The organism is Desulfoconvexum algidum, assembly GCF_055382125.1.
This window is the reverse complement of record NZ_AP042394.1, coordinates 3,952,870-3,969,150: the sequence shown is the minus strand read 5'-3', so window position 1 is coordinate 3,969,150 and position 16,281 is coordinate 3,952,870. Positions and strand designations below refer to the sequence as shown.

Genomic DNA, 16,281 nt, shown 5'->3' with positions numbered 1-16,281 from the left:
CTTAAACATCATTACGCATTTTCCAGGATGGCATCCACCTGGGCCTTGAGCTGATTCATGGTAAATCCGTTGACCACAATTCCTTCCTTGGGACAGGTGGCCATGCAAAGTCCACACCCCTTGCACAGGGCCTGTTGAACTTTGACCCGATGGCGTATTTTCTGGTTCTCATCCTTGAATTCCACAAGCTCAAGCGCATTGTAGGGACAGATATCAATACAAAGCGCACACCCGTCACAATTGTGGGTGACACAGGCTTTGATGGCATCCAGTTTCATGGTTTTTTTGGAAAGAATCACACTGGCCCTGGATGCGGCAGCCTGCCCTTGAGCAATGGCCTCGTCAATGGGTTTGGGGTAGTGGCACATACCGGCCAGAAAAACCCCATCCACAGTTGAATCAACCGGTTTTAACTTGGGATGGGATTCCATGAGAAACCCATCGGCATTGATTGAACATTTGAATAGTTTGACAAAGGGGCTGGTGTCGTTGGGCACAATGGCCGTTGCCAGGGTGATGATATCCGTATCTATGGTGATATTCCTCTGGAGAACCGAATCAAATATATCCACCAGAAGAGTGGACCCTTCTTTCCGGACAACGGGTTTGCGGTCCCGGGTGTATTTAATAAAAATAACTCCAAGATTCCGGGCTTCCGTGTAAATGGCTTCCATGGCGGAGTAGGTTCGGATATCCCGGTAAAGAATAAAAACGTCCATGTCAGGGTTTGTCTTTTTGAGCCGAATGGCTTTTTTGATGGACTGGGTACAGCACACTCGGGAACAATACGGGTGCTCTTCGTTTCTGGAGCCAACACACTGGATAAATACAGCCGTTGTCATATTCTTTGCAAGTTCAGGATCCGCCGCCATCCTGGCATTGAAATCCAGAGAGGTCATCACCCGATCATCTTGTTTGTACAGGTATTCATTGGGTTTGTATTCATTTCCCCCCGTTGCAATGACACAGGCCCCGAATTCGATATTTTCGGTTTGACCGTTGACATTTAATTCTCCTGTAAAATTGCCCACAAAACCTGCCACAGAGTTCAATGTGGTATTGGTCATCACCCTGATTTTATCATTGGCCAGGACCGTTTCTTTTAAGGATGTCAGATGGGTCTGGATATCTTCATCTTTCCAGGTTTTTGACAGATTGTTGGCAACCCCGCCAAGGATCTCCTGGTTTTCGATCAACAGGGTTTCATACCCTTGTTCCGCAAGATTCTGGGCAGCACTCATTCCGGCAAGGCCCCCACCAATCACCAGTGTTCTGGGGGTAATATTGACTTGGATATCTTCCAAGGGGAAATTGCGTGCCACTTTTGCAATGGCCATTTTAACCTGCTCCTTTGCCTTTTCCGTAGCTTTTTCGGGTTCATTGGGATGGACCCAGGCGTTCATGTTTCTGATATTGGCCATTTCCACCATGTATTTGTTGAGCCCGATGCTCTGAAGTGTTTCCTGGAACAAAGGTTCATGGGTTCTGGGGGTACAGGCGGCAACCACGATGGCATTGAGCTTTTGTTCCTGGATGGTCTTGGCAATCAAATCCTGGGTATCGGAAGAACAGGTGAACATATTGTTCTCCACATAGACAACCCCGGGCTGAGTCTTGGAAAATTCAGCCACGGCATTGACATCCACCACCGAGGAAATATTGCTGCCGCAGGCGCAGACAAATACACCAATACGACGTTCCTGGTCGGAAATATCGAATTCTTCCACAAAGGTTTTCTCAATGGCAAGCGTACCCTGGCCTTCTGCCAGAACTGCCTTTACCTGGGCTGCCGCTGTGGATGCAACGGTAACTGACTGGGGAATGGCTTTTGGGCTTTGAAAGCTGCCCGTTACAAATATGCCTTCCTTTTTGGTGGCCACCGGATCAAAGCTGTTGGTCTTTGCAAACTTGAACTGATCCAGCTCAATACCGCACTTTTCTGCCAGGATCATGGCATCTTCCGGCGCTTGAAGGCCAATGGAAAGAACCACCATGTCAAAAAACTCTTCTTGGTTTTGGCCTTTATCATCGGCCCATACCATGGTGACGCCTGAACCGTCTGGCCCTTTCAGCAGGGTGTGTGGGCGTGCCTTGATATACTTAACCCCTTTATCTCTGGAGCTCTCATAATACCGCTCATATTCTTTTCCAGGAGTTCTGATGTCCATGTAAAAGATGGTCTGGTCGCTTTCTCCCTTGGGCAGGTGACTCTGGGTCATGACGGCCTGCTTAATGGCATACATGCAGCAAACACTGGAACAATAGCCATTGTCTGCGCAATTGGTGTTTCTGGATCCCACACATTGGATCCAGGCAACCTTGCTCGGCTCTTTGCCGTCAGATTCCTTTTTCAGGTGGCCCATGGAGGGACCCGAGGCGGACAGCATTCTTTCATACTCAAAGCTGGTTACCACATCGGGAATATTGTCATACCCGTAGTAGTCAACACCTTTGGGAGAATATGGTTTGAACCCCGGTGCAAGGATGATGGCACCCACGTTGACGTCAATATACTCAGTCTTCATGTCATAGTTAATGGCGCCGGTGGGGCAGATATCAGCACAGATACCGCATTTTCCACGGTTCAAAAAGATGCAGTTATCGGGATCTATGGCGTATTTAAGGGGGACGGTTTGACCATATTTAATATAGGCTGCCTTGCGTTTGTTCAACCCCATGTTGTACTCGTCGTCCACTCGTTTGGGACATTTCTGGGCGCACAAACCGCAGGCAATACATTTATCCTCGTCTACAAACCGAGGGCTTTTTTTAATTTTAACGGTAAAATTTCCCAATTCGCCTTGAACTTCTTCGATTTGGGAAAGGGTCATCAATTCAATATTTAAGTGCCGACCGCACTCAACCAGTTTGGGTGAAATTATTCACATGGCGCAATCATTTGTGGGGAAGGTCTTGTCCAGCTGGGACATGGCCCCCCCGATACCCGAACTTTTTTCCACAAGATAGACATAAAATCCGGAATCCGCCATGTCTAATGCTGCCTGGATACCGGAAATTCCGCCTCCAGCCATTAAAACCGAACCAATTGGTTTTCCTGCCATAATTACCTCTTTTACGTGTTAAATGATTTTAGATTCCCCTATCTTAAAAGCGCGTACGGCTTTTGAGTTCCCCTATAATTTTTTCTGACGCTATCTTTATCGCTTTTTTTGCAATGGGGCAAAGGCCCGGGCAAACTTCATTGGGTATGGATTGGGTTTGCATAGCAATAACTTTTACCTCAATTCCTCTTTCTTGAAGTTGGGCGAGCAGGTTGGAAGAGGGGGCCTGGTGCAGGGAAAAATCAGAAAGTTTTTCCCTGGGCACTGCACCCAGATCTATCTCAAATACCTCACCTTGTTTCCTACCCTCCATGGTAACGGCATCAATGACAATGACCAATTTTGGCTTTTTTTCCACCAATAGCAGATCAAAAACGAAATCCTTAATACCGGTTCCGGCATCAAGGACCAACACGGAATCGGGAAATGAATAATTTGCTGCCAAATAGGCGACAACTTCCGGACCAAATCCATCATTGCCGAACAAAGTGTTGCCACAGCCGAATACCAAATATTCTTTTTCATAAATTAGAGTTGTCACAGGTATTTATACCACCCAAAGCTTGTTGCGTCATTAAAAAAAATAAATACAAATCATTTTATAAACAAACATTAATAAATAACCATTGTCTATAAAATGTATCTCAGTTTACCCGAGAAAAAAAAGTTTAATCATTATCAGGTCTTTTGGGGTATGTCAATGGGATATTTGGAAGAAAATGCTAAAGGTTTTTTAATATTACAAATAAAAGAAAAAATTATAATCGTCTAAATTGCTTGACACCCTGAAATAGAAATGATAGATACCGCCTTGTTTTGTACGGGGCGTAGCGCAGTCTGGTAGCGCACTTGTCTGGGGGACAAGTGGTCGCAAGTTCAAATCTTGCCGTCCCGACCAAATCACCATGAGGCTTTCAGCATTTTTGTTGGAAGCTTTTTTTATTGGGAAAAGGCTATTGGGGACCAAACTGGGGACCACTTTAGATAGTGTTGGGACAAAAACACCAACCAAAAATACAACCGGCCCATTTTGCCCCGGACGTTGCATAGATTTATTTTTACAAGGTGGATATGTCGGCAATGGATCCACATTGAACAAAACACAGACAGTTCCCGGGGAAAATCCGGATTACCTTCAACCCATCCCACAGAAAACCAAATCCCCAAAACACTTCTTCAATTTTTAGCAATCAACACCAGCATCAACGGCATCCAAGGCCCCATTGCAATCGTTTGGATAATCCCCAGAGCAAACCCTTCATGCCAGACACCCATAGAAGGATAGGCCCCCAATTTCCGATCATGCCGAATGATTCCAATCTCATTGCCAACCTGGAGCTGCCCACAAACAAACTTAATGTATTTTTTCCAAAGTTCAAGCACAACATGATCCGTCTTCATCTTCCGGCACACCTGCGGCATCTGCAATTCATAACACTTTCCCAGGGCATAGGGGTAGATGAAAGATAAAATTCTATACATAAAGATGATTTTGGTTCAGTCACCGGGAAAGATTTTTTTTGCCTGGCCATCTCTGCTTTATCTTTTTGTTGGGTTGTTTTTTTATGCGTGGGCGGTGCCTTGCCTGGATTTCAAATTTACGGTCATATAACCCCGCTCCTGCGGTAGAAAATCATAATTCAGCTTTTCCGAGTGCTGACCCCTTCGGAAAAGAAGCATTGACCTTTCGCCCCAGCAGATGTCCTTGATATTCTCTTACCGACACAACAAATATTGAAAATGGTATTATGCCGCTCCCGGCAACTGGCCTGACAGTAACGGGAACGTCGGGGACTCTGCTGCCGGCACTCCAGTGCCACCTTTCCATATAGAAACAGGACATTCCCAAAGAAGACACCGAAATTTCCTTTACACCCCCTGTCGGGACTGATATTTTCCCATTCATGATTATCACACATCTTTTACTGGCTGTCCTGTGGATCAGCTGGTGTGCATTACACAGCGCTATGATCTCCCTCTCCGTCACCAGTTATCTGGAACACCGCCTAGGACAGAGCTATCGGTTTTATCGACTGTTTTTCAATGCCATGGCAGTGGTCACCCTTTTACCGGTTTATCTATACGGCCAGGGGATCGACAGTCCCCTGTGCCTTATTGCGCAAGGCCCCTTGCAGACGGTCAGAATCGCTTTATTGCTCACCTCACTGCTGCTGTTCGTGATGGGTGCCAGGGTGTACGATTTGAAACATTTCACTGGACTACGCCAAATCCGGCAAAAGCCTTTTTCATCATCTGGCGATACCATCCCCTTTAAAACCAGAGGCATTCTCACAGTCACCCGCCATCCCTGGTACCTGGGCGGCATTTTTCTGATCTGGACTTACCAGGCGCGGATGACCATGGCAGATGTCATGATCAATGCCATTTTAAGCCTTTACTTTGTGGTGGGGGCCATGCTGGAGGATAGAAAACTTAAAAAAACCATGAAAGGCACCTATGATCAATATGCTTCCATGGTGTCCATGCTTTTTCCAGTCAAATGGTTACGGTACCTGCTTAAACATCGCCGTCTGCCCGTCAGCACCCGGCTGTATCCGGCCCACCCCGTGCTGGCCGTGGGAGCTGTTGTTTTCAAGGCAGATCATGTGCTGTTGGTAAAGCGAAAGAATCCCCCATCACAAGGGACCTGGGCTATACCTGGCGGTCGGGTACGACTGGGTGAAAGCATTCAGGAGGCTGCCCAACGGGAAGTCCTGGAAGAGACCGGTGTGATCATTACCCCCCGGGCGACGGTATTCGCATTTGATTCCATTGAAAGGGATGGCTTTCACAATGTCCGGTATCACTACCATATTGTTGATGTGGCGGGAGATTACGTCAGTGGCGAACCCATGGCCGGAGATGATGCCTTGGATACCCGGTGGGTATCACGGCAAGCCCTTGCCACACTTCCGGTGAATGAAAAAACAAAGCTGCTGCTGGAAACAAAATTTGATTTTCAGGGTTAGAAAAAAGCTTTCGGAAGTGATGTCCATGTTTCCCTTTTGATTAGGATGGCCCTCTTAACCTATAAACGCTCCGGACGTTGTGTAGAACCCTCTTACCCAGGGTCTTGCCCTGGACTATTCTCCCTGGGGGGGCAATAAGCGGCTGATGTGTTTTTTATATTACAAAAATTACAGTGCAAGATTGGCTTGTAACAGCGGTTGAGGTTTATATAGTAGAATCAAAATCCCAAAACTGAAAAATATTTATATACCCACATATTGGGGTTCTCGAATCTTGTCTTGACTGAGTCTTTAAAATACCAGTTATCGCTGTTGGCTTCCAGCCGAAACTCCCTATAAATAGACATATTGTGGGGTTCTGGTTTCCTACAAAAAATTACTGAAAACCAGATTCTTTCTGGCCGAAAAGATTCATGATTACAATCATGAATCTTTTCCAAATTTGCTTCGCAAGAATTTTACCGGACAACGACTAAAATTACCGGCTCGTCTGGTGAATCTGTGTTTGAATGCCAGGGGCACTCTGACCAGGCGTCCTGATTTTATGTCATCCCGAACCTGGTACTCAGCAAGCCCTCCCCAGCCATTTCCGGCCAGGATATAGGGGGCTATAAATTTTGTTGTTACCCGCGACTGCATCAGTATAGGTTATGGCCGTCTATCTTGAAACAAACCAACAGTTGTGATCACTGACGTCCGGATTGGCTTGTTTTAAGGTTAGAGCCCCGAAGAATTCGGCTTAAGAATTTGCGCGGTCATATTTTATTCTTGCCTTAGAGATTGAAGATATGTTATTTTCGTGCCACGTCATAATCTTATCAAATAAGGGACTTAGGCTTTGACCGAGCTCTGTTTTAGTATATTCAACACGAGGGGGAATCTCCTCATACTGTTTGCGACTAACAATTCCGTCGCGTTGAAGTTCTCGTAATTGTTGGGTTAGCATTTTTTGCGAAACAGAACCGATGGAACGTAGCAATTGATTAAAACGCATCGGCCCATCCTGAAGATGCCAAAGAATTTCCGGTTTCCATAATCCGGTAAAAATTTCCAGGGATTCACCAATGGGACAATTAAATTTATCTCGTTTTTTAGCCATGCAATCCTTTAAATACATATAGTTACCAAAAGGTACCTAATTGACGTTAGTATGCTTAGTACATATCGTATATCAACCTTGGGAGCATAATACAAAATAAATATGGATAATATATTTTTACGGAGAGACTAACTCAAATGAACTTACAGTTAATACACAGAGATGATCTTCCGCTGGGTGGATTTGCAGGTTTAAAAGAACACCGTCTTGTTATCGACAAAAATATTGGTGGTGATGATGGTGTCTGGAATGGAATCGGTAATTTCGTCTATTTGGCAGATGCGCGGTTTCTACCTAAAGGCGAAACATATCTGCATCCACACCATGAAATTGATGTCATTACCATTGTGGTCGATGGACGACTCACACATGAAGGTTCATTAGAACATGGGCGGTCAATGGTTGCCAATCAGGCCCAGGTCCAGCGAGCGGGAGGTGAAGGTTTTGAACATAACGAAATCAACCCGGATGATGACCGGAACCGTATAATACAGATCTGGGTGCTGCCGGAAAAAAAAGGTGAGTCAGTGGCGTATAAATTTTATGATATAGAAAAGGGGAAGCTCACCCGTATCTACGGCGGCCGGAAAAATCAAGGCGCAACTCTGGACAGTCATACCAACCTGGATGTTGGGGTACTGAATAAAGGCCAGAAAATTAATAAAGAAGGCGTATTTATGGCGTATATAACTCGTGGGAGTGGCGATCTTGATGGCACAATTGTTAAAGACGGTGATCTTGTGCGAGGGGTAGGTTTGAAATTTACGGCTGCTCTTGATGATGTACAAATTATCATAATAACCGTTAATGATCGACATTTTCAATCTGAAGAAAAACCATTATGGGAGGGAAAACACAATGAACAAAGCGTTTAAAGAAATAACTAAAAAAAGAAGATCTATAAATTTTTTTGATACAGATAAAGATGTACCGGAGCAAACCTTGATAAATATGGTCGATCTGGCAGCAAACACCCCTTCAAGTTTTAACCTGCAGCCCTGGAATTTGATGGTGCTAAGGAATGTAGAAGAAAAAGAAAAACTTCAATCTCTTGCTTGGGATCAGCCAAAAGTTACGGAGGCACCGGTTGTTTTTATTGTTCTTGCTGATAAAAAAGGCTGGGAGGAAGGTCATCCCATATTTGAAAAGAACTGGAAGGAAATGCTCAAATCCGGTTCCATGCAAACAGATCAACGAGACTGGTTTTTAAACGCAACGAGTTCTTTTTACAATTGGAGTGATGATGCAAATCTTGCTTTTGCAGCAAAAAATACCGGTTTTTTTGCCATGAGTCTTATGTACGCTGCTACAAGCCTTGGACTTGAAACACATCCCATAGATGGATTTGATCATGAGGCCGTTAGGAAAGAATTTAAAATCCCAGATAACTATTGGGTTCCAGTATTATTGGCTGTTGGGTATAAAAAACCCGGTTTGGAATTGCATCCCGGAAAATGGAGAAAAACATATAATGAAATAGTGGTTTCATTTTAAAGTAATTTTTATAAAATAGTATTCAATCTTGAAAGTCATATCGGTGCTTTCAAGATTGAATACATTAAGTAATTAGAAGTGACTTGGTTTTTTAAAATTCTTGTGCATTTTTATGATATCCGCACAGCAAGTGGATAATTCAGAGGCGTTTACTTATGGTATAAAACCGGGTTTTTATCAAGACAACCGCACTGACTATAGGCATATCCAATATTCTTCCCTTGAAAATTAAACAAAATGATTTTTGAAATCTGCTTAAAAAATGTATAATTCTTTTATGTCTGATTCATTCGGGTAAAAAATTAATCAATTTTAATCAAGGGGACCATCATGAAAACGTCAAAAGCTATAAAATCATTCCTGAAATACCATCAGATGAATTCAAAAAAAACACCATTGTAAATTACAAATGTTTCCTGGCTGTTTTTGAAAAAGAATTCGGTCATTATGAAATGTCCGTGATTTCTTCTGATGACATTATGAATTTTATAGTAACGGTCACAGAAGGCCACAAATCTTCAACCAAAAAACTTAAATATTCACTTCTAAAAACTTTTTTCAATTTCATTAAAAATTCAATTGATCAAAGCATATCCAATCCGTGTGAATCGCCTATACTTAAAAAGACATTCAAAGCGGCCGTCAATCTGAGATTATTTTTCATTCCCAAAAAGGTGGCGGATCGGTTACGCACATATATTGCCTCTGAAAATATCAAAAAGGAAGATCGAGTTTTTCCATTGGGATACACAAGAGCCAGGGAAATTGTTAAAAATGCTGGCAACGAAATTGGTGTTTTTTGTAAAACCGCATGACCTCAGAAGACATGCAGCGACCTATGCGAGCAGATCAGGAGTTCCGATTGAAATTGTGTCAAAGACCATTTTACGTCATTCAAATTTATCGACCACACAAAGGTATCTCGGAAAGGTCAGTGACAATGAAGCTATTTATTGGATCGAAAATATTTATCGATAAAAAAATAAGGGATTGAAAAATCTTCAATCCCCATTATACTTTTTCCCACTATTGGCTTGAAACGCCAGTATTCGCATACCTTTGGTAGGAATATAGGACCTTTTCATAGATATAGGTGTCGCCCCCAATCCCTAATCTAAAAATTCATAAAAATAAGAAATATTGAACAAATGTTTTTGAATAGCTAACTAAATCAATTTATAGAGATCCCCAGATTATTTAAATTTATACCGTTTCTTTTAAGGGCTCTCGCAAAAGTAGCGGCTTCACCATAATAAAGACACATACGCATCATTAGTTCATTCCTATAATAATTTGTGTTATCAGCTATTTGCTTTATGTTGTATAGTAAATTGGGGGGATATTCCTGTTTATCAATTGTTTCAAAGTCAGATAACCCGCCTCCATCTGATTTCACTCAAATGTTCTATAAAGGGGCTTTTTCCTTCATTAGTCATGTTTTGGATCTTTCATTATAATGTCATCGGCAGCAGCATTGTTTTCCTCAGATTTTCAAGAATTTCACGATCAAACATAGTGTGTTAAACTCCTTTAATCTGAAATTTGTATGATCCTCAAGTGTCAAGAAAGGTCTGAAAATTAAGGTTTGTCATGAAAGGATGCTTTACTTTAATTGGGTCATTGTCTTTGATGTGCGGCGAAATAAGCAGTGGCCCAAGGGAGCACAAACCAAATCCTGTACTTTCCTTTTTCCACTGCTTTACGTTTCGTTATCTCCCTGAAAAAAAATCTTTCCAACACAACAGGACTATAACTAATGCCAGAATGGCAGTCATCTTCAAGCCAGACAGAATTTGTTCAGATAGGGTGTAAGTTTTTGGAGAATAATCAATTTCCGGTTTCAAGAGAGGGGTCTTGCTTTCTTTAGGGTCTGATGACTCGTAATTTTTCTTAACCATATAAGCTCCTATGGCACGAAATCCGAAGATCAGCCAATCCATACAATAGAAATGGATTGGGAACAGGTCACGAGATTCGTGCGGCAATAATTTTCACCAGTACATCCGAATCCAGCATCGAAACAATGCAGAGAAATTTCGGACTAAATTATATTTATTGATCAAATTACTAAGGAATGAAGGGACGGAGGCGCCCGAATGGGAATTATCGAACAGTCTGTCAAATTGATAGCATCAGAACTGTCATCGGGAGAAGAGGAAAAAGAATTACCAATAAAAACAATGTAAGCCGGTCCGTAAAATACGGTGAATAAGTCATAGGAACTATCCAACCGGGTTTGTTCTCTAATCGTGATCGGAACAGAAGATGCGTCCGCTGTTAAACAGGCAAAAAGAACCTGTTTTGATTCAGCAACAGGGTTGTCCAGGCCACCAGTCCATTGCGATCCGTTAGAAGCCAACGATATATTAAGTATCAGCAGGCAAACCAGTATAGCCCAGGAACGGTATTTAGAGGAATTGATCAACATAATTTATGCCGCTACAACCTTTCAGCCCTTTTTCATTTGACAACCGAAAACATCAGGTTTTGCTTTTTATCGCCCTTTTAAAATAAAATTGGATTCAGATTTTTTGAGTTTCTGAACCGTCTCATCAAGTCATATATTATATCACGAGTTTTTTTTATTATCAATTATCTTTTGTGGGATGATCTTTCTCTGAAAAGGCAGGCACATTTTCCACTCGTATGTGTATAAAATAATGGAATTGCCCGAGCACTTATGGTATTTGTGTCACGAGTCAAATACCCCAATTTACCGAGCGCTTCATTCTCCAGTCCGGTTTTTTTAAGATTAGCCATGATACAAGATGTGGTATGGATAGATTTTTCAGTTTCAGATTTTAAATATACAATATATGGGATTGCCTCAATCCAAATTTGAAAAGGTTGCTATAAAGTATATTGGAGACACAGTTGAATGTAGAGAACCCAGTCAATCCATCTTAATACACCATCAAAAACGCAACGATTTTTTAACCCTACCCCTGCCCATCCTGACTTAAAATCGTTATAAGTGACTTGTTGAAATTCAAACAATAAATTATTCCTTCAGCGCTCAAATCCCTTTTTTCAAATAATATACAGCGAGCCACAAACAAGTGGATATGACAAGTGCATATAAATCCAAAAAATTAAATTTGAAAATAAAAACGGATCTGCAAAAAAATTTGTACCCAAAATTTAAAAATTAACGGGTTTAGTACTCCTCAAGAGAGAGTTTTATTTCTATAAAAATATTAATAGATGGCGTTATTATTTTTTGCGAAACAAATTGGGCACACCCGGAAACAAGCTGATAAATTTAAGATTCAAACTCAAATTACTGAATTTTCCTGGAAATGACCACTTCACAACAATCAGCTCCCTGATTCAGGTTTTTTGTATGCTGTACAGAGACGCTCATCTCTTTTCCAAACAATCCTTTGATAAGTCCCTGATAGGTTTGCACCGTAACAATTCCACAATCTGCTATGCCAGCCTTGGCAATTGCCTTTTGTGTTTCACAATCTGTAACTCGAATAGTTATGATATCCGGTTCAACGGATACCTCACGACCTTCAATTTTTAGCACTTTACTGAAAATTTCCAGCATATCCAAAAAACTTTCTGGCCAGACCGGATTAGGGATGATATCTTTTTTGATTTTTTTTCCGAATACATATGAGAATTGTTTCCACGCCTCAACATCAATCTCCCATGCAGTCTCTTTTCCAAGCTTTTTGGCTAAGGCCATAAACCAGGCACCATCCATCCGTACAAACGAATACTGTGCGATCTCTAAAAGCTGTTCAGGGGATAAATTCAATTTTACCTCTCTTTTCTAAAAATAAATGAAAGAATTAACGAAACCGACTCAAAACCTCTACACCCGGTTTCTTCAGCATGTTTTCTTGATTTTGGATAATTCCGGCAATGTTCTGGTTTTACATCTTGAATCCGACAAATATATTTATCCTGCTTTGGAAGTTTCCTCAACCATGGACACCTCCTCACATCATCACCTGTTTTTGGATTGACCCAAATGTCATAAACATAATTGCCTCCACCAACAGGTATTGGATCAACCCAATCCAGAATATCAAATCGTCCTTTTATTCTCCACATTGCAATATCCTCACCCGTGACACTTGTCTGAAAAGCATCGTTGAGGTTGAGACAGCAATTGCCGCATTGTTTGCATTTGAAGTTTTTAGGGGGCATGTGGGTCCTCTATTTCATAGAAAACATCACCTGAACTAAAATTCAGAGCGATGTCAATATAAGTATCAGACCCGGTTTTTAATTTCTGTTCAATCTCCTCTCGGTTTTCATATGTTTTTTTAATTTTCCCAGGAGAACCCGTTACCAATGAATATGGTGGGATAATTGTTTTTTCCAGCACAACAGCACCAGCAGCGACAATAGACCCTTTCCCTATGGCAGCTTGATTCATAACAATTGCTCCCATCCCGATTAAACATTCATCTTCAATTGTGCATCCATGGATTATAGCCCGGTGACCGATGGTAACACCGTTTCCAATTTTCAATGGGGTATTTTGATCCACATGGCACATACAAAAATCCTGGATATTTGTCCTTTCTCCAATGCTGATCTTGTCTAAATCACCACGAATGACGGTTTGGAACCATATTGAAGATTGTTTGCCAATAATAACATTCCCAATAATTTGAGCGGTCGGTGCAATGAAAACTGTTGGGTGAATATCAGGACGGTTATTCTTGTATGCGTAAAGGGTCATAGATCTCCTGTCATTTTAAATAAATCGAATCTTCTATATGGATTATCAAAAAATGTTGTTCACTTCAATCCAATAATCCTTGAATTCTCCTCCCCCAAGTGCAATATACCAAGTAACAGAATCAGTTCCATATTCGCTATAATCTGAAACGGGGGTACCTCATGTATCTATCTGAAGAGAAGCGGGCTGAAATCAGGGGAATGTATAGGAAAGCATCAATCCAATCCCAGGCTCAATTCAGAGCTCAATTCAGGGAAAAATAAAATAGACCAGATCAAAGGATTTCATAATACAGCTGGAGGAAGGAAAGTTTCCCAGATTTTATTTGACGCCAGGGATGGGAGAGAAGTTTTTACACCGTTTTCGTATGAAGGGGTCTAAATGTCATGACTTACAATTTTGATCCGGATAAATGGCATAAAAACGAATTGTATTTAATCCAATCAAAACTAAAAACCGGTAAAATAACACAAAATGAATATGATGAAGCAGTTGAGATCCTGGATAATAAACTTGAAGAAATGTGGGAACGGTTGGATGGGACGTATCAGATAAATTCTGATAATTGAAAAAATAAAATATTACACCAATATGATTTGATAATGAGGAAAAACACATAAAATATGGGACCAATATCAAAAAAAGTAATTGCAGGGCTTAGAAAAACAAAGAATCAAAAGATTATTGATTTTAAAGATCTTAAAGAAGCAAAAGCATATGCACAAGATCTGGATAAAACTGTGGTCTCAGAAGATAGACTATCAAAATATGATCCCCTCCATGCGGTTTATATCTATGCACAGAACAAGGTTTCAGTACTTGTAGAGCAATTAGCAGATTTACCTGCGTTATCAAAGTTGACAAATATTCTTGAACAGGCAGATGATATTTATTTGCCATCATCCCCGCCAAAGAGTCCACTTACACAGTCCTATTTTACATGCTGGGGATTTTTTGACCTTTGTGTTGGAATTAAAAAAGAATCATTGGGAACAGTCATTCTTGATCTTTTGAAAAATCTAAATGCAGACTCTGGATTGATTAAAACTATTGAGTGTATGCAAAACTCCAGGATGGGAATCTTTATCCATAAGGGGCATTTGGATCGATATGTGATTTTAGAGGAATTGGTTACCGGTAAAGAAATAAAAGTTATTGTACCAAGCGGTTATCAGGGGAAGAAAGATGAGATCTGGTATGCCCGGGTGATGCCAGAACCATTCCCAAAGCTGAACTATGGATATTCGTTAGTATTCACAACCCCATATATTCTGATAGACATAAATGGCAATCTGGGGTCTTCAGCAAAACGTGATGATTGGGAAGCTTTCTTTGATCGAAATTTAAAAGAAGCAGGAAAAAAAGACAAAAAAAATGCGTATGAATCCTTTATGAAATACGGGAAAAACAAATATTTTTGGAATGAGTATATTTTTGAAGGTTATGTGAACTATCAAGAAGATATGATCATGCTTGCAGGATTTCCGGATATTCCATTAAGTATGCCCCATTCAGAAGAAAGTCAGAGAGAACGAGGGGAGATCTAAAAATGGAAACCATAAACAGAACAGCAATTACAATCATCCCAAAACAGCCCTATATCGAGTGGGCAAATAGTTTTGAAGATGCAGAAACTTATGATACTCCCCATGCAACCACAATTCTAATCCCTGACAAATATGATGAATTCAATTATGAAAAATTTATCAAAAAAATCTATACACATATATTTGAAGAAGAGCTTGAATCATGGATGGCTGATCCGGATGTTTGGCCAAAGAAGAGAGATTATAAAACTTTCAAAAAATGGTTCGATGTTCTTTGTTCAGATATGACCTGGGATTATGGGGATGGGGATATTGAGCATGATGAGGATTGAATTGAAGAAGGGTATTTTTTCTCATTCCAAGCTGTTTACCGGGTTTGGACTATAGCCAGACGTCTGCTCCTGGCTCCTCCTGCACAACCAATATCTCCAAGCTCTTACAGTATGATAATGTGCTTTTGCTATGGCTTCGTAATTCCCTATCAATCCGAAGTACTGGTAATGACCATAATTGATAATACTTATTTTTAAATTATTCATCCTGTATGGACCGACAACGATATAGTCAAAGTTTGTTGATTTTGTATTTACCTTACGACCATCTGCGACCCTTGCCTTAGAGTGTTGATAATCATAAATTTTAAATTCATTGGCCAAATCATCATGGATTGTAGTGATGGAGGCACCGGTATCGAGAATCAAAAAAGTAGATATTTCACTACTATTATTTCCCAGCTTAACCGGAATCAATATTGAATTGTTTTTTATTATAACTGGAGTTTCGCCTGATTGTGATCAAGATTTTAATTCCGCCCCAAAATCCGGGAATGTACTTCCCCGGCCCGATTTAATTCAATCCATCTAATTCCCTTAAAAATAAATTTTTCAAAATTTAATTTCTTCCATATAATTCCATTTCGTACCCAACGATGTTTACATGGAGGGAATGATGGATCCGATACCTTGTCCCGGTTGCGATTCGTTTTTTGTGCCAAGAAATAAACTACAGATTTTTTGTACCGATCCGGATTGCCAAAGGACCAGAAAAGCCCTATGGCAAAAACAAAAATTGGTATGTGACCCGGAATACAAAAAAGATCAAAAATTGGCTAATCAGAAATGGCTTCAGAATAACCCCTATTACTGGACAAAATATCGTCAAAGAAATCCGAAAAAAGCTGACAGGAACCGCTCTTTACAGAAAATCAGAAACTGTAAAATTCAAAAAAACAAGGTCCATTCCAAGGCATCAAGAACTATCGGTATTGCAAAGATGGACTCGAGCAAGTCCAGGAACCAAGGGCTTTTAGGCCAATATTGGCTTGTTCCCGTCGTTGCAAAGATGGACCCGGTAAAAATTTTTATCGCTACAGCCCCAGTCTGTTCGCCATAATTGCAAAGATGGACTC

Annotated in this window: 17 protein-coding genes and 1 tRNA gene; 9 read left to right on the top strand and 9 right to left on the bottom strand. The window is 41.0% G+C overall.

The window, feature by feature from the left end; translation table 11 throughout:
* Positions 1-11 precede the first annotated feature (11 nt).
* Both ACZ45G_RS18060 and ACZ45G_RS18055 read right to left on the bottom strand, forming a co-directional pair.
* Positions 12-3,062, bottom strand: a complete 3,051-nt coding sequence (locus ACZ45G_RS18060; RefSeq protein ID WP_464171882.1) for an FAD-dependent oxidoreductase — start codon at positions 3,060-3,062, stop codon at positions 12-14.
* 43 nt (positions 3,063-3,105) lie between these two features.
* On the bottom strand, positions 3,106-3,603 hold the full coding sequence (locus tag ACZ45G_RS18055; RefSeq protein WP_464171881.1) for a hydrogenase maturation protease: 498 nt from the start codon (positions 3,601-3,603) through the stop codon (positions 3,106-3,108).
* 280 nt (positions 3,604-3,883) lie between these two features.
* On the opposite strand from ACZ45G_RS18055, the gene ACZ45G_RS18050 reads away from it, so the two are divergent.
* Positions 3,884-3,960 (top strand) — tRNA-Pro (locus ACZ45G_RS18050).
* 278 nt (positions 3,961-4,238) lie between these two features.
* Here ACZ45G_RS18050 and ACZ45G_RS18045 read toward each other — a convergent pair.
* Positions 4,239-4,463: a hypothetical protein gene (locus ACZ45G_RS18045; protein ID WP_464171880.1), complete on the bottom strand. Its 225-nt coding sequence runs from the start codon at positions 4,461-4,463 to the stop codon at positions 4,239-4,241.
* Positions 4,464-4,966: 503 nt separating this feature from the next.
* On the opposite strand from ACZ45G_RS18045, the gene ACZ45G_RS18040 reads away from it, so the two are divergent.
* Positions 4,967-6,031, top strand: coding sequence for an NUDIX domain-containing protein (locus ACZ45G_RS18040; protein WP_464171879.1), 1,065 nt, complete (start codon positions 4,967-4,969; stop codon positions 6,029-6,031).
* Positions 6,032-6,770: 739 nt separating this feature from the next.
* Here the strand turns inward: ACZ45G_RS18040 and ACZ45G_RS18035 are convergent.
* Positions 6,771-7,130, bottom strand: a complete 360-nt coding sequence (locus tag ACZ45G_RS18035) for a winged helix-turn-helix transcriptional regulator (RefSeq protein ID WP_464171878.1) — start codon at positions 7,128-7,130, stop codon at positions 6,771-6,773.
* A 137-nt stretch (positions 7,131-7,267) separates the two neighbouring features.
* On the opposite strand from ACZ45G_RS18035, the gene ACZ45G_RS18030 reads away from it, so the two are divergent.
* From ACZ45G_RS18030 to ACZ45G_RS18020, 3 genes are all read left to right on the top strand, one after another.
* Complete coding sequence (locus tag ACZ45G_RS18030; protein ID WP_464171877.1) at positions 7,268-8,005, top strand: pirin family protein; 738 nt, start codon at positions 7,268-7,270, stop codon at positions 8,003-8,005.
* Positions 7,989-8,624 (top strand): nitroreductase family protein, encoded by a 636-nt coding sequence (locus ACZ45G_RS18025; protein ID WP_464171876.1) that lies wholly within the window; start codon positions 7,989-7,991, stop codon positions 8,622-8,624. The genes ACZ45G_RS18030 and ACZ45G_RS18025 overlap by 17 nt, the downstream gene beginning before the upstream one ends.
* A gap of 774 nt (positions 8,625-9,398) precedes the next feature.
* Positions 9,399-9,602 carry a site-specific integrase gene (locus ACZ45G_RS18020; protein ID WP_464171875.1) on the top strand — a complete coding sequence of 68 codons (204 nt, stop codon included), beginning with the start codon at positions 9,399-9,401 and terminating at the stop codon, positions 9,600-9,602.
* Positions 9,603-10,333: 731 nt separating this feature from the next.
* Here the strand turns inward: ACZ45G_RS18020 and ACZ45G_RS18015 are convergent.
* The 4 genes from ACZ45G_RS18015 to ACZ45G_RS18000 form a co-directional block, all read right to left on the bottom strand.
* A complete protein-coding gene (locus tag ACZ45G_RS18015) occupies positions 10,334-10,522 on the bottom strand; it encodes a hypothetical protein (protein ID WP_464171874.1) in 189 nt (62 codons plus the stop codon).
* 1,382 nt (positions 10,523-11,904) lie between these two features.
* The gene (locus tag ACZ45G_RS18010) at positions 11,905-12,390 is read right to left on the bottom strand and encodes a DUF6125 family protein (protein WP_464171873.1); all 486 of its coding nucleotides are present in this window, start codon (positions 12,388-12,390) and stop codon (positions 11,905-11,907) included.
* Between the two features lie 2 nt (positions 12,391-12,392).
* Positions 12,393-12,785, bottom strand: coding sequence for a YkgJ family cysteine cluster protein (locus ACZ45G_RS18005; protein WP_464171872.1), 393 nt, complete (start codon positions 12,783-12,785; stop codon positions 12,393-12,395).
* A complete protein-coding gene (locus ACZ45G_RS18000) occupies positions 12,775-13,326 on the bottom strand; it encodes a gamma carbonic anhydrase family protein (RefSeq protein ID WP_464171871.1) in 552 nt (183 codons plus the stop codon). Before ACZ45G_RS18000 ends, ACZ45G_RS18005 begins: the two co-directional genes overlap by 11 nt.
* Before the next feature lie 386 nt (positions 13,327-13,712).
* Between ACZ45G_RS18000 and ACZ45G_RS17995 the strand changes: the two genes are divergently transcribed.
* Genes ACZ45G_RS17995 through ACZ45G_RS17985 form a run of 3 tightly spaced genes read left to right on the top strand, consistent with a single transcriptional unit; the run spans position 13,713 to position 15,205 of the window.
* Positions 13,713-13,895 (top strand): hypothetical protein, encoded by a 183-nt coding sequence (locus tag ACZ45G_RS17995; protein WP_464171870.1) that lies wholly within the window; start codon positions 13,713-13,715, stop codon positions 13,893-13,895.
* Between the two features lie 54 nt (positions 13,896-13,949).
* Positions 13,950-14,873 (top strand): hypothetical protein, encoded by a 924-nt coding sequence (locus ACZ45G_RS17990; protein WP_464171869.1) that lies wholly within the window; start codon positions 13,950-13,952, stop codon positions 14,871-14,873.
* 2 nt (positions 14,874-14,875) lie between these two features.
* Positions 14,876-15,205 carry a hypothetical protein gene (locus ACZ45G_RS17985; RefSeq protein ID WP_464171868.1) on the top strand — a complete coding sequence of 110 codons (330 nt, stop codon included), beginning with the start codon at positions 14,876-14,878 and terminating at the stop codon, positions 15,203-15,205.
* 21 nt (positions 15,206-15,226) lie between these two features.
* Here the strand turns inward: ACZ45G_RS17985 and ACZ45G_RS17980 are convergent, their stop codons facing one another.
* Positions 15,227-15,622, bottom strand: coding sequence for a retropepsin-like aspartic protease (locus tag ACZ45G_RS17980; RefSeq protein WP_464171867.1), 396 nt, complete (start codon positions 15,620-15,622; stop codon positions 15,227-15,229).
* Between the two features lie 196 nt (positions 15,623-15,818).
* Between ACZ45G_RS17980 and ACZ45G_RS17975 the strand changes: the two genes are divergently transcribed.
* A complete protein-coding gene (locus ACZ45G_RS17975) occupies positions 15,819-16,265 on the top strand; it encodes a hypothetical protein (RefSeq protein ID WP_464171866.1) in 447 nt (148 codons plus the stop codon).
* Positions 16,266-16,281 lie beyond the last annotated feature (16 nt).

Bases quoted from the DNA above. Each gene is read 5' to 3' on its own strand.
- ACZ45G_RS18045 (WP_464171880.1), bottom strand. From the start codon at position 4,463: ATGAAGACGGATCATGTTGTGCTTGAACTTTGGAAAAAATACATTAAG.
- ACZ45G_RS18040 (WP_464171879.1), top strand. From the start codon at position 4,967: ATGATTATCACACATCTTTTACTGGCTGTCCTGTGGATCAGCTGGTGT.
- ACZ45G_RS18035 (WP_464171878.1), bottom strand. From the start codon at position 7,130: ATGGCTAAAAAACGAGATAAATTTAATTGTCCCATTGGTGAATCCCTG.
- ACZ45G_RS18030 (WP_464171877.1), top strand. From the start codon at position 7,268: ATGAACTTACAGTTAATACACAGAGATGATCTTCCGCTGGGTGGATTT.
- ACZ45G_RS18025 (WP_464171876.1), top strand. From the start codon at position 7,989: ATGAACAAAGCGTTTAAAGAAATAACTAAAAAAAGAAGATCTATAAAT.
- ACZ45G_RS18020 (WP_464171875.1), top strand. From the start codon at position 9,399: ATGCTGGCAACGAAATTGGTGTTTTTTGTAAAACCGCATGACCTCAGA.
- ACZ45G_RS18015 (WP_464171874.1), bottom strand. From the start codon at position 10,522: ATGGTTAAGAAAAATTACGAGTCATCAGACCCTAAAGAAAGCAAGACC.
- ACZ45G_RS18005 (WP_464171872.1), bottom strand. From the start codon at position 12,785: ATGCCCCCTAAAAACTTCAAATGCAAACAATGCGGCAATTGCTGTCTC.
- ACZ45G_RS18000 (WP_464171871.1), bottom strand. From the start codon at position 13,326: ATGACCCTTTACGCATACAAGAATAACCGTCCTGATATTCACCCAACA.
- ACZ45G_RS17995 (WP_464171870.1), top strand. From the start codon at position 13,713: ATGACTTACAATTTTGATCCGGATAAATGGCATAAAAACGAATTGTAT.
- ACZ45G_RS17990 (WP_464171869.1), top strand. From the start codon at position 13,950: ATGGGACCAATATCAAAAAAAGTAATTGCAGGGCTTAGAAAAACAAAG.
- ACZ45G_RS17985 (WP_464171868.1), top strand. From the start codon at position 14,876: ATGGAAACCATAAACAGAACAGCAATTACAATCATCCCAAAACAGCCC.
- ACZ45G_RS17975 (WP_464171866.1), top strand. From the start codon at position 15,819: ATGATGGATCCGATACCTTGTCCCGGTTGCGATTCGTTTTTTGTGCCA.